The organism is Streptomyces sp. NPDC007971, assembly GCF_042958635.1.
In the GTDB taxonomy this organism is placed as follows: domain Bacteria; phylum Actinomycetota; class Actinomycetes; order Streptomycetales; family Streptomycetaceae; genus Streptomyces.
Window position 1 is genome coordinate 61,594 of sequence record NZ_JBIBJK010000031.1, and the last position, 11,840, is coordinate 73,433.

12 protein-coding genes and 1 pseudogene are annotated in these 11,840 nt (G+C 69.0%); 12 read left to right on the plus strand and 1 reads right to left on the minus strand.

Annotation, left to right across the window (positions count from 1 at the left end):
• Positions 1–3: 3 nt before the first annotated feature.
• The 10 genes and pseudogenes from ACFZCP_RS41715 to ACFZCP_RS41760 all read left to right on the plus strand — a co-directional run.
• Positions 4–243 (plus strand): annotated as a pseudogene (locus tag ACFZCP_RS41715) (phosphopantetheine-binding protein); the annotation flags it as partial.
• 6 nt (positions 244–249) lie between these two features.
• Positions 250–726 (plus strand): SRPBCC family protein, encoded by a 477-nt coding sequence (locus tag ACFZCP_RS41720; protein ID WP_391441639.1) that lies wholly within the window; start codon positions 250–252, stop codon positions 724–726.
• Positions 723–1,184: an anthrone oxygenase family protein gene (locus tag ACFZCP_RS41725; RefSeq protein ID WP_391441555.1), complete on the plus strand. Its 462-nt coding sequence runs from the start codon at positions 723–725 to the stop codon at positions 1,182–1,184. Before ACFZCP_RS41720 ends, ACFZCP_RS41725 begins: the two co-directional genes overlap by 4 nt.
• A gap of 34 nt (positions 1,185–1,218) precedes the next feature.
• Positions 1,219–1,950, plus strand: coding sequence for an SDR family oxidoreductase (locus ACFZCP_RS41730; RefSeq protein WP_391441562.1), 732 nt, complete (start codon positions 1,219–1,221; stop codon positions 1,948–1,950).
• Between the two features lie 10 nt (positions 1,951–1,960).
• Positions 1,961–2,272 carry an antibiotic biosynthesis monooxygenase gene (locus ACFZCP_RS41735; protein ID WP_391441566.1) on the plus strand — a complete coding sequence of 104 codons (312 nt, stop codon included), beginning with the start codon at positions 1,961–1,963 and terminating at the stop codon, positions 2,270–2,272.
• A gap of 8 nt (positions 2,273–2,280) precedes the next feature.
• Complete coding sequence (locus tag ACFZCP_RS41740; protein ID WP_391441570.1) at positions 2,281–2,577, plus strand: antibiotic biosynthesis monooxygenase; 297 nt, start codon at positions 2,281–2,283, stop codon at positions 2,575–2,577.
• 30 nt (positions 2,578–2,607) lie between these two features.
• Positions 2,608–3,561 (plus strand): amidohydrolase family protein, encoded by a 954-nt coding sequence (locus tag ACFZCP_RS41745; protein ID WP_391441575.1) that lies wholly within the window; start codon positions 2,608–2,610, stop codon positions 3,559–3,561.
• Between the two features lie 163 nt (positions 3,562–3,724).
• Positions 3,725–4,480: a methyltransferase gene (locus ACFZCP_RS41750; protein WP_391441578.1), complete on the plus strand. Its 756-nt coding sequence runs from the start codon at positions 3,725–3,727 to the stop codon at positions 4,478–4,480.
• Positions 4,450–5,532, plus strand: coding sequence for an NAD-dependent epimerase/dehydratase family protein (locus ACFZCP_RS41755; protein ID WP_391441581.1), 1,083 nt, complete (start codon positions 4,450–4,452; stop codon positions 5,530–5,532). Before ACFZCP_RS41750 ends, ACFZCP_RS41755 begins: the two co-directional genes overlap by 31 nt.
• A 106-nt stretch (positions 5,533–5,638) precedes the next feature.
• Positions 5,639–7,006, plus strand: coding sequence for a polysialyltransferase family glycosyltransferase (locus ACFZCP_RS41760; protein ID WP_391441584.1), 1,368 nt, complete (start codon positions 5,639–5,641; stop codon positions 7,004–7,006).
• 54 nt (positions 7,007–7,060) lie between these two features.
• Here ACFZCP_RS41760 and rfbB read toward each other — a convergent pair whose 3' ends face one another.
• On the minus strand, positions 7,061–8,050 hold the full coding sequence (gene rfbB / locus ACFZCP_RS41765; protein ID WP_391441588.1) for a dTDP-glucose 4,6-dehydratase: 990 nt from the start codon (positions 8,048–8,050) through the stop codon (positions 7,061–7,063).
• 771 nt (positions 8,051–8,821) lie between these two features.
• Between rfbB and ACFZCP_RS41770 the strand changes: the two genes are divergently transcribed.
• Positions 8,822–10,558: an ATP-binding protein gene (locus ACFZCP_RS41770; protein WP_391441590.1), complete on the plus strand. Its 1,737-nt coding sequence runs from the start codon at positions 8,822–8,824 to the stop codon at positions 10,556–10,558.
• Between the two features lie 73 nt (positions 10,559–10,631).
• The gene (locus ACFZCP_RS41775; protein WP_391441593.1) at positions 10,632–11,801 is read left to right on the plus strand and encodes an exonuclease subunit SbcD; all 1,170 of its coding nucleotides are present in this window, start codon (positions 10,632–10,634) and stop codon (positions 11,799–11,801) included.
• The last annotated feature ends 39 nt before the right edge of the window (positions 11,802–11,840 follow it).

The following is an 11,840-nucleotide window of genomic DNA, read 5'->3' on the forward strand; positions in this document are numbered from 1 at the left end:
GCAATGTCAACGGACAGCGGAACCACCCGGGTGACCGGGTTCACCTTCGACGACCTGCGGGGCGTGCTGCGGAAAGCCGCGGGCGACTTTGATGCCATCGACGGCGACATCTTCGACGTGACCTTCGCGGAACTGGGCTTCGACTCGCTCATCATGCTGGAGATCACCGCGGTGCTCGAATCCGAGCACCGGGTGAACGACCCCGACGACGTCATCGAGATCGCGCGCACGCCCCGCGAGGTCGTCGCCCTGGTCAACGGCGCCTCCAGCGCGGGCCACGTCGACAACAGCGTCGTCATCGACGCCCCCTACGAACTGGTCTGGGAACTGACCAACGACGTACCGTCCTGGCCGGAGCTGTTCAGCGAATACGCGTCGGCCGAAGTCCTCGACCGCGACGGCGACACCGTCACCTTCCGGCTGACGACGGTGCCCGACGAGAACGGTACCCAGTGGAGCTGGGTCTCCGAGCGGCGCATGGACAAGGAGAAGGGCATGGTCCGGGCACACCGCGTGGAACGCGGCCCCTTCGCCTACATGGAGATCTTCTGGGAGTACCGCACGACCCCGCAGGGCGTGCACATGCGGTGGGTGCAGGACTTCCACCTGAACCCGCAGGCCCCGCTCGACGACGCGGCCATGGAGGAGCGGATGAACCGCAACACCCTCATCCAGATGGAACGGATCAAGGAACTCGTCGAGCAGCGCGCCAGGCGGCCTGAATGAGCACCGTACTGGCCCCTCTCGCGCTCCTCACCAACGGCATCGCGGCGGGGATCATGACCGCGACCGTCATTGGCATCGTGCCGCTGATGCTGACTCTGCCCTATGAGCGGTACGTGCAGACGGTGCACTTCCTGTGGCCCCGTTTCGACCCCGTCATGCCGCTGACCAACGGCCTGACCGTGCTGCTGGACCTGCTGCTCGCGCTCACCGCAGGGGACGGCCTCGCCCAGGCGGGATTCGCCACCGCGGCCGGACTGCTGCTGTGCGTGATGGGCATCTCCATCACCAAGAACGTCCCCGTCAACCGGTACGTCAAGTCCCTCAGCCCCGCCGTGCAGCCCCCCGACTGGGCCGCGACCGATCCGCGGCGCAGGTGGCAGGCCTGGAACACCACCCGCACATCGATCGCGCTGCTCGCCTTCGTGACCAACATCGTGGCCACCGTCCGGCTCGGCTGAGCCCCCACTGCTCCCCAGGAGGGGAAAGCACACCATGCACATATCCCTGTCCGGAAAACGCGTCCTCGTCACCGGCGGAACGCGTGGCATCGGCGCCGCGATCACCCGTGCGTTCGCGCAGGCCGGAGCGAGCGTACTCACGTGTTCCCGCACCGGCGGCGAGGCCGCCGACGCCCTCGCGCGCGAGCTCAAGGCCACGCCCGGCGACCACCACTTCGTGACGGCCGACGTCAGCAGGACCGAAGACGTCCAGCGCCTCGTCGACGCCTGCCAAGAACGCCTCGGCGGGCTCGACGTCGTGGTCAACAACGCGGGCCGCATCACCCACGTTCCCATCGAGGACCTCGGCATGGACGGCTGGCGCGAGATCCTCGACACCAACCTGACCGCCGCCTACGACATCGTCCACCGAGCCGTCCAACTGCTCGGCCCCGGCGCCTCGGTTATCAACGTCGGCTCAGGCTCCGCACTGGCCGGCATCCACCACCGCGCCCACTACACCGCGGCCAAGGCCGGGCTGATCGGCCTGACTCGTTCGCTGGCCAAGGAACTCGGGCCCCGTGGCGTCCGCGTCAACGTCCTGTCCCCGGGTGTCATCCAGACCGAGGCCGAGCTGTCCGAGGAGGTGTGCACCCGCTACCAGAAGATGACCGCCCTGGGGCGGTTGGGCACGCCCGAGGAGCTCGCCCACGTGGTGCTGTTCCTCGCCAGCGACCTGGCGTCCTACATGACCGGCGCCACCATCAGCGTCGACGGGGGCATCTGAGGTGGCGGAAGTGCTCTACCGCGTCACCTTGCGGATGCCCATACGGCCCGGCATGGAGAAGGAATTCGAGGAGGCATGGCTGGCGGGCGCCGCCCGCATAGCCGACGACCTGGGCAACGCCGGCCAGGAGCTGTCCCGCGGCGAGGGGGACGGCACCTACTACATCGTGAGCGACTGGGTCAGCAAGGAGGCCTTCCTCGCCTACGAGCGCAGCACGAGCCACCAGGAACACCGCAGATCTCTGGCACCGTACCGTTGTGAGGGAGAGATGACGACCATGCACCTGCTGCACCGGCTCACCGGCAAGGGCGGTGCGGGATGAAGGGGGGCGTGCGGGTACTGCTCCACCTACGGGTCGCTCCCGGGGAGGAGGACCGTGTCGAGGACCTCTACCACCGCGTCAGCCGCGAACTGGCGGGCACCCCCGGGCTGCTCCGCAACGAGCTGCTCCAGGGCCTCGCCGCGCCGCAGGAGTGGGCCGTGCTGAGCGAGTGGCGGGACGCCGACGCCTTCCATGACTGGGAGAACGGGCCACACCATCGCGACACGACGGCACCGCTGCGGCCGTACCAGAACCGGACAGCCGGATCGGTGTTCGGCCTGTACGAGGTCCGGGCGGAGCACTGACACGGGCCCGACGGCCACAGGAGGCAGACGATGAGCGCTCCGCGCCGCATCGATGTGCACCACCACGCGATCGTGCCAAAGATCGCCGCGCTGATGAGGGAGAACGGCGCCCGGTTCGCGCTCCCCTGGTCCCTGGAGAGCACCCTTGAAGTGATGGAGGCCCACGGCATCGAACGTGCCGTGGTGTCCAACCCGATCCCGGGGGACCTGTTCACGGACGCTCGGCAGGCGTCCGCGTTCACCCGCCGGGCCAACGAGGCCGTCGCCGAACTGGCGGCCGACCACCCCGGCAGGTTCGGGTTGCTCGCCGCGCTGCCCATGCCGTTCCTCGACGAGGCCCTCGACGATCTCCGTTTCGTCTACGACGAACTCGCGGCCGACGGCGTCGTCCTGGTGCCGCATGCGGGATCCCACTACCTGGGCGACGAACTGTTCGAACCACTCCTCGCCGAGCTGAACCGCCGCCACGCCGTGGTGCTCGTGCACCCGATGACGTTGCCGGGCGGGTCCGTCGAGGCGGCGCCCCCCGTCCTGGCCGACTTCCTGCTCGACACCACTCGCGGCGCCATCGGCCTCATCAGGTCCGGCGCACTGGAGCGGTACCCGCACATCTCCTTCGTCCTGGCGCACGGCGGCGGCTTCCTGCCGTACGCCGCCGAACGGATCGAGGTGCTCGGCGAGGCGTTCTACGGCATCGAACCGGCCCGACTGCGGGCCGCGTTGCGGCGCTTCTACTACGACACCGCCCTGGTGGGCGCGTCCGCGCTGACCTTGCTCCTGGCGGTCGCCGGACCGGAGCGGATCCTGTTCGGGACCGACTGGTGCGCCGCACCGGCCGAGCCCGTCGCCTCGTGCGCTCAGGCGCTTGGGACCCTGCCGGAAGCTGCTCGCCGACCGATCGAACGTGACAATGCACTGCGCCTGTTCGGGGCCCCGGCAGGCGCGGACGCGGCGGTCGTGCGGAAAGAGCCGATCGCAGGATGACCCGCGCGGCCCCGCCGGGGGGCCTGGCGGCATGCGTCGTCCGCGCTCGGTGAGGGCGGACGCGTGGGCCGCTGTAACCGCGTGGACTACCACGGCTGGACCACCCCCCGAGGTGGGCGTCTGACGCTGTTTCGTGTCGATCCACTGCTCCTGGAGGACGGACATGTTGGCAGAACTATTCGCTCGAAGCGGCCGAGCACTGCTGGAGGGCTTCCCCCCGGACGGCCGGGAGTACTGGGCCGCACGCTTCTGGGACCGCGCCGCAGCCGAGCAGCACGTGCAGTTGCGGCCCGAGTTCCTGACCCAGAAGGAGACGATCGCCGATCTGCTGCGTGCCCACGGGCAGGACGCCAAGTCGGTCATCGAAGTAGCCTGTGGCACCGGCGAGTTCACCGAGATGGCCGCGAAGCTGACTCCCGCTGTCGAGATCACCGCGATCGACATCTCCGCCGAGGGCCTGGCACGCACGGCGCAGCGGGTCAAGCACGACGACCTCAGGCTGGTGGAGGGCGACTTCTGGGCCGACAACTGCCTGGAACAGGCGGACCTGGTGCAGTGCCTGGACGCCATCCACCACCTGGGAGACCTCAGGCAGGTGCTGATCCGGCTCCGCTCCATGGTGAAGCCCGGCGGCATCTTCATCGGCAACCTGTGGACCGGCGACAACTTCCACGAGTTCCAGCGCAAGCGCTACGGCGTCGCGGGTCACTTGACGCGCACCGCCTCGTTCCTGGGCACGGCAATGATCATCCGGGCCTCGGCGGGCCGCCTCAAGACCGGTGCCTACCGTACCCAACTCACCCCGAGTGACGAGGCCGTGGCCGTGCTGCGCTCGGTCTTCGACGAGGTGCTTGAGGTACGCAAGGAGCGGTACTTCATGGGCTTCGCATGCCGAGTCGACGGTGGACCCCGCCCGTGAAGGTGCTGGTGACCGGAGGGGCCGGGTTCATCGGACGCCGTGTAGTCGATGCCTACACCAGGGCGGGACACGAGGTACGGGTCCTGGACGCGCTGCTGAGCGACACGCACCGGCAGCGCGTTCCCCCGCCACTGCCCGACGGCGTGGAGTTCGTCCTGGGTGACGTGCGCGACCGGGAGACCGTCGAGACCGCCTTGCACGGCGTCGACATGGTCAGCCATCACGCGGCCGTGATCGGCCGAGGACGGGAGATCCTTGACGCCCGCCACCACGTCAGCTGCAACGACCTGGGAACGGCGAACCTGCTCGTCGCCATGGCCGAGGCCGGGACGCGGCGGCTGGTGCTGGCCGGTTCGGTGGCGATCTACGGCGACAGCCGCTACGACTGCGCCGTGCACGGCCGGGTGCTGCCGGGCCGGCGCAGTCGCGAGGATCTGGACGCGGGACGGTTCGAACCGCGCTGCCCGGAATGCGGCACCGAGCTGGTGTCCAGCGCGGTCAGCGAGACCGACCCGACCGACCCGCCCCGCAACATCTACGCGGTGACGAAGCTCGCCCAGGAGTACCTGGTGGGCGTCTGGGCCAACGAGACAGGGGGCCAGGCCGTCTCTCTGCGGTACCACAACGTGTACGGGCCGAACATTCCATACCAAAGCCCCTATTCGGGCGTGGCGGCGGTCTTCCGCAGTGCCGTCGCACGCGGAGAGGCACCCGTGGTCTACGAGGACGGCGGGCCCCTGCGCGACTTCGTGCACGTCGAGGATGTCGCCGAGGCCAGCCTGGCCGCCGAGCGGTGGACGGGCACCGGGCACCGGGCATTCAACGTCGCCAGCGGCACCCCGCACACCATCGGCGACGTCGCCCACGCCCTCGCCAAGGCGGCAGGGGCGCCGGCGCCCGTGGCCTGCGGGAGGTACCGGATCGGCGACGTCCGGCACATCGTGGCCTCGCCCGACCGGATCATCCGTGAGCTCAAGTGGCGGCCCCGGATCAGCTTCGAGGAAGGGATGGAGGAGTTCGCGACGGCTCCGATGAGCGGACTGCCGACCTGACGCCGGCGCCGCGGGACCCGCCGGGGTGCCGCGGCTCAGGCCTCGACGGCTCGGCCTCCTCTAGCCTCGGGTGGGCACACGAACTCCTGGGGAGGGACGGCGACCTATGGCCGCCACGCAACTATTCTGCGCTTGCACGCAATATGCGGCTGCCACCGTGACCGCCGCGGTTCGGGCGGGGCTCTTCGGGCCGCGGTCGGAGCACCGGCGCATTCTGGTCGTGAGTGATCAGAGCACGGTGCCCGAGATCGGCACTCGCCTCGATCGGATGCCAGGGTTCGGCGCACTGGAGCCGGAGTTCGACGAGGTGCGCTCCTGGAACGAGTTCATCCAGCCCTACCACCCGGCGCACTGGGCCCCGAGAGAACACGACATGCCGCTGTGGCAGCGCGTTCTTCGGCAAACGTGGAACCTGGGTACAGGGGACATCGAGATCGCGTGCGAGTCCATCCAGGGCCGACCGTCCCACACCGTGGCCCAGATCTTCTCCGAGAGCCCCATCCACGTCTACGCCGACGGGTTGATGAGCTACGGGCCGACACGCAAAGCGCTGGACCCGCAGGTGGCCAAGCGGATCCGGCGCCTGCTCCTGGTCGATCTGGTGCCCGGCCTCCGGCCTCTTCTGCTCTCGGAGTTCGGCGTCGAGCCGGAGCACATACCCAGCGGGACCTTCACGGACGTGCTGCGTGAACTCGCCGCCCACGCCGACGGCCTGTGGCGCGTGGTGCCGCACGAGTCACCCGCGCTGTTACTGGGACAGTATCTGTCGGCGATCGACGTGCTCTCCGCCGAGGAGGAGCGAGGACTGCACCTACGGATGCTTCGTGGCGTGGCACGACTGGGCCACCGGTTCGTCGTGTTCAAGCCCCACCCCTCGGCTCCGCCCGACTGGTCTAGGGACCTGGAAGAGGAAGCGGCGCGCCTGGGCGTCGCGTTCCGGGTCCTGGCCGAGCCGGTCCTCGCGGAAGTGATCTACCAGCGCATGCGGCCTGCCCTCGTGGTCGGCTGCTTCTCCACCGCCCTGCTCACCGCATCGTCCCTCTTCCGCCTGCCGGTGGCCCGGATCGGAACGCAACTCCTGCTCGGCCGCCTGACGCCCTACCAGAACAGCAACCGGATACCCGTGACGATCGTAGACGCCCTGCTGCCCGAATTGGACGACGCGTCCGCCGTGGACTCATGGTCGCTCACCCGGAGCATGGAGGAACACGAGGAGTTGGCCGATCTGATCGCAGCCGTCGGGTTTGTGATGCAGCCCGACCTGCACCCGCGGCTCAGAGCGACAGCAGAGCGGTATCTCGCCACTCATGTGGACGACCCTGTCCGGCGCTACTTCCACCCGCGACGGCTGTACCGGCTCGGGCTGCCCGGTGGGGTGCCGCACAGGCACCGCCTCGTGCCGCGGACCCGGTTGGTTCGACGGGTCGCGCGCGGTGTCCGGTCGGTGAAGCGAGCCGTATTCGACAGAAGCTGAGCGTGCGTCAGCACCGTGGCGACGAAGGTGCGGGTACCAGTCGACGCCGGCCTGTCACGCCGGAAGTTCTGCCCGGGCGGTCAGCGGCTCCCACCACTGCCGGTTGTCCCGGTACCAGGCCACGGTGTCGGCCAGCCCCTCGTCGAAGCCGGTCAGTGGCTCGTACCCGAGCTCGTCCCTGATCTTCGAGATGTCCAGGGAGTACCGCAGGTCATGGCCCTTGCGGTCGGCGACGCGCCGGATCCGGTCCCGCCCCGCCCCGCACGCCGCCAGCAGCCGCTCGGTCAGCTCCCGGTTGGACAGCTCGGTGCCGCCCCCGATGTGGTAGACCTCGCCCGGCCTGCCGCGCCGCAGCACCAGGTCGATGCCGCGGCAGTGGTCGGAGACATGCAGCCAGTCGCGGACGTTGCGGCCGTCCCCGTACAGCGGCACGCTGCCGCCGTCCAGCAGCCGGGTGACGAAGAGCGGGATCATCTTCTCCGGGAAGTGGTAGCGGCCGTAGTTGTTGGAGCAGCGCGTCACCGTCACGTCCAGGCCATGGGTACGGTGGTAGCTCAGCGCCACCAGGTCCGAGCCCGCCTTGGACGCGGCATACGGGGAGTTGGGCGACAGCGGTGTGTCCTCCGTCCACGAGCCTTCGGCGATCGAGCCGTAGACCTCGTCGGTGGAGACATGGACGAACCGGCCCACCTTGTGCCGCAGCGCCGCGTCCAGCAAGACCTGCGTGCCCAGCACATTGGTGGTCACGAACGGTGAGGCGTCCGCGATCGAGCGGTCCACGTGCGACTCGGCCGCGAAGTGCACCACCGCGTCCTGACCGGCCATCACCTCGTCCACGGCCGCCGGATCGCGGATGTCGCCGCGCACGAAGACCAGGCCCTGGTGTCCGGCGACCGGCGCCAGATTCATCTCGTTGCCCGAATATGTCAGGTTGTCCAGGACCGTGATCCGGGCGCCCGTGCCGGAGAACAACTCACCGAGCAGAGCGGCCCGTACGAACTGCGACCCTATGAAGCCGGCTCCGCCGGTGACAAGTATCCGCATAGACGCAACAATCTAGACGACGCTGACCGTCGTTCGGGCGAGAAACCGGGATCGCCGAGGACCTCGTGAGCAGACTGCCGTATCCGCATGGGACGTTGGACGTTCGCGGTAGGGCCGTCCGCTGGCTTCCGGGCCGCTGTGCTGACATGGGGGCAGGAGTGCAGGTGCTGCGTTGGCGGTGATCTCGGCGTCGACGAAGCGGCCGGTGTAGCCCGTCGGGCTGCCGCCGTTCCAGGCATCGGCGGAAAACCGCCACACCATCCCCGCCAACAAGCGGTACCCCGCATGCCAACGAGACACCAGGCGCTCCAGATTGGCCGACGAAGTCGAAGCCCAACTGCCGGACATGCCCCATTGACCCACGCGGCACGGGCGTCCTGGTGGGCGGGGCGGGGAGATCGTCACGCGTCGCGCGGCGCTCCTGCTTCTCCTGACACACCGCCCTCGGTCTGCCCTTTTTCTCTCCGTTATCGACAAAAACCCTCGCAGCAGGCATCCCTTTAGTTACGGTCTGCACTCACAGATACCGCCCGATGTTCCGGCGCGCCCCGATCGGTGTTCACCGTCAGTCGGCAGTGCCGGACACCGTAAGACCGATACAGGGACCTGCCGATGACCGACTCCGACTCCGAGCCTCACGGCGCTGGCAGCACCGTATTCGGCCGCAGTTCCACTTTCGCGACCAGCGGGCAGCCGTTCGCAGGCCGCCTAACCAGTGGCAACGCCGAAGAGGAGGTGGGGAAGGTAGCAGGTACCGAGGACTCCACCCCCTTGAAGTTCCACGTTGCCCTATCCCCGGACGCCTACCTGCAACTCGATGACGTGGTTAGCACCCGACGAGAGATCCCCGGGCGGGGCACCGTCATCACCTCCGGCGTGGTGACCGAGGTGGTCGCCCGCCACGAGGGGGCCGCGTTCGGCTCGGACGTGTTCCTCATCGCCGACGGGATCCTGCCCGCGACCGTGCAGGAGATCGCCGAAGTCACCACCACCCGCGTCGACCCCGAGTGCTACGTCCCGCCCCGCCCCGGCGAGGTCGCCATCCGAGCCGCAGGCATGGCCCGGGACGCCGCGCTGTACTTCGACCGGATGGACGCTCGTGTTCCCGCCGGCATCGGCCGCGACGGCGAACCGATCTATCTCAACCTCGAGTTCCTCGACGGCACCCGCGGCGCCCACGTATCGATCTCGGGTATCTCCGGAGTGGCCACCAAGACCAGCTTCGCGCTGTTCTTGCTGCACTCGCTGTTCACCTCGGGCGCCCTGGGCGCCCGCGCGGTCAACGCCAAGGCCCTGATCTTCTCGGTCAAGGGCGAGGACCTGCTGTTCGTCGACCAGCCCAACACCCGCCTCGACGGGGAACTGAGCGCCGCGTACGCCCAACTCGGCCTGCCCGCCCAGCCCTTCGCCTCGGCCGGCTTCTACGCCCCGCCACTGCCCGGCGACACCACCGGTCGCCCCCACGTCACCGGCAGGACCAGCGGCGTCACCGCCTTCTGGTGGACCCTGCATGAGTTCTGCCAACGCGAACTGCTGCCCTACGTATTCGCCGACGTCGAGGACGAGAAGAACCAGTACACGATCGTCGTGCACCAGGTCACCAGCCAGCTGCGCCGCGAGGCCCAGCCCGCAGGCAACGACGGCGCGGTCACCATCGACGGAAACATCCTCCGCACCTGGCCGGACCTGGTCGACTTCATCTGCAAAAAAGTCACCGACGACCTCACCCGCGCGGACTGGGCGGGCCCGGCCATCGGCCTGGGCACGGTGAACGCGTTCGTGCGGCGGCTGCGATCGTCCCAGCGGCCGCTTGGGCCCCTGCTGCGCGGCGACCTGAGCACGGTCACCGACCAGCCCGTTTCGCACTCCATCGACACCTCGCAGCAGCAGGTCACCGTGGTGGACCTGCACAACCTGCCCGAACGGGCCCAGCGGTTCGTCGTCGGTGTCGTGCTGGCCGCGGAGACCGCCCGCAAGGAACAAGCCGGCCCGGGCGGGCTGCTGTTCACGATGGTCGACGAGCTCAACAAGTACGCGCCCCGCGAGGGATCCTCCCCGATCAAGGACGTACTGCTGGACATCGCCGAACGCGGCCGCTCGCTCGGCATCATCCTCATCGGCGCCCAGCAGACCGCCTCCGAGGTGGAACGGCGCATCGTGTCGAACTCCTCGATCAAAATCGTCGGCCGGCTCGACGCGGCCGAGGCCGGCCGCCCCGAGTACGGCTTCCTGCCCGCCTCGCAGCGCCAGCGCGCCACGCTCGCCAGGCCCGGCACCATGTTCGTCTCCCAACCGGAGATCCCGGTACCGCTGGCCGTCGAATTCCCCTTCCCCGCCTGGGCCACCCGGCTCTCCGAGGCCGCCGACCCCACCTTCACCGTCCCCGCAGCCGGCCAGGGCACCGGCAGCGCGACGCGACCGGACCCGTTCAGCAGGCTGCCCCAGACCGAGAGCGATCCGTGGCCCGACGACACCGACGACGGCGCCATCGACGAGCCGCCCTACTGACGTCTGCCCTCCTCCGCGGCGCCCCAACGCGCACCGCTGCTCTGCCTCAGCCACCCGAAAAGGACCCCGCCTCGTGAAGTTCCTTCACACCTCCGACTGGCACATCGGCAAAACCCTCAGGGGCCGTAGCCGGCTCGAGGAGCAGACACGCGTCCTGCGAGAAATCACCCAGATCGCCATCGACAACGACGTCGACGCCGTCCTCGTCGCCGGCGACATCTACGAAAACGCCGCGCCCACCGCGGACGCCCAGAGGCTGGTCGTGCGTACCCTGCTGCACCTGGCCAAGCAGGGCATCGAGGTCATCGTCATCGCCGGCAACCACGACCACGGCGCCACCTTCGAGGCCTACCGGCCGCTGATGGACGTCGCCGGCATTCACGTCTTCGGACAGGCCAGAGCGGCTTCCAAGGGCGGCGTGCACACCTTCCGCGCCAAGTCCACCAACGAGTCCGTCAACGTCGCCGTCCTGCCGTTCCTCTCCCAGCGCTACGCCGTCCGCGCCGCGGAGATCATCGCTAACACCCCGTCGCAGAACGTCGGCGCCTACGACCAGCTCGTCCGTGCCGTCCTGGCCAACCTGACGGGGGCGTTCACCCCGGACGCCGTCAATATCATCATGGCCCACCTGACCTGCACCGGCGGCACCTTCGGCGGCGGCGAGCGACCCGCCCAATCCATCATGGGGTACCACGTGCCGGCCGCCATCTTCCCTGTCGACGCGCACTACGTGGCCCTGGGCCACCTGCACCGCCGGCAGCAGATCCCCGCCGCCTGCCCAGTGCACTACAGCGGCTCTCCCTACGCTATCGACTTCGGCGAGCAGAACAACACCAACGTCGTCTGCCTCGTCGAAGCCACCCCCAACACGCCCGCCCAGATCACCGACATCCCCGTCACCGCCGGGCGCAGACTGCGCACCGTCGAGGGAACCGTCGCCCAGTTGACCGCCGACCCCGCCGGCTACGGCGAGGACTACCTGCGGCTCATAGTCACTCAGCCCGCCTACGCCGGCATGCGTGACGACCTCTATGAAGCCCTCCCCAACGCCCTGCAGATCCTCATCCACCCCGATCACGCGAGCACTGGCGCCACGGCGGGGATCGGCGTCCACCAGCCGGTCAGGACACCTGCGCAGCTGTTTGCCGACTACTGCCACAGCATCGGCGTCAGCGACGACCGGGTCACGGATTTGTTCAACCAGCTGCACGACGACCTGACCCGCTCGACCGCCCGTTCCTGACACCAGAGGCCTGCCTCCACCCGCTCAAAGGAATCCCAC

Bases quoted from the DNA above. Each gene is read 5' to 3' on its own strand.
- ACFZCP_RS41725 (WP_391441555.1), top strand. From the start codon at position 723: ATGAGCACCGTACTGGCCCCTCTCGCGCTCCTCACCAACGGCATCGCG.
- ACFZCP_RS41730 (WP_391441562.1), top strand. From the start codon at position 1,219: ATGCACATATCCCTGTCCGGAAAACGCGTCCTCGTCACCGGCGGAACG.
- ACFZCP_RS41745 (WP_391441575.1), top strand. From the start codon at position 2,608: ATGAGCGCTCCGCGCCGCATCGATGTGCACCACCACGCGATCGTGCCA.
- ACFZCP_RS41750 (WP_391441578.1), top strand. From the start codon at position 3,725: ATGTTGGCAGAACTATTCGCTCGAAGCGGCCGAGCACTGCTGGAGGGC.
- ACFZCP_RS41755 (WP_391441581.1), top strand. From the start codon at position 4,450: ATGCCGAGTCGACGGTGGACCCCGCCCGTGAAGGTGCTGGTGACCGGA.
- ACFZCP_RS41760 (WP_391441584.1), top strand. From the start codon at position 5,639: ATGGCCGCCACGCAACTATTCTGCGCTTGCACGCAATATGCGGCTGCC.
- rfbB (WP_391441588.1), bottom strand. From the start codon at position 8,050: ATGCGGATACTTGTCACCGGCGGAGCCGGCTTCATAGGGTCGCAGTTC.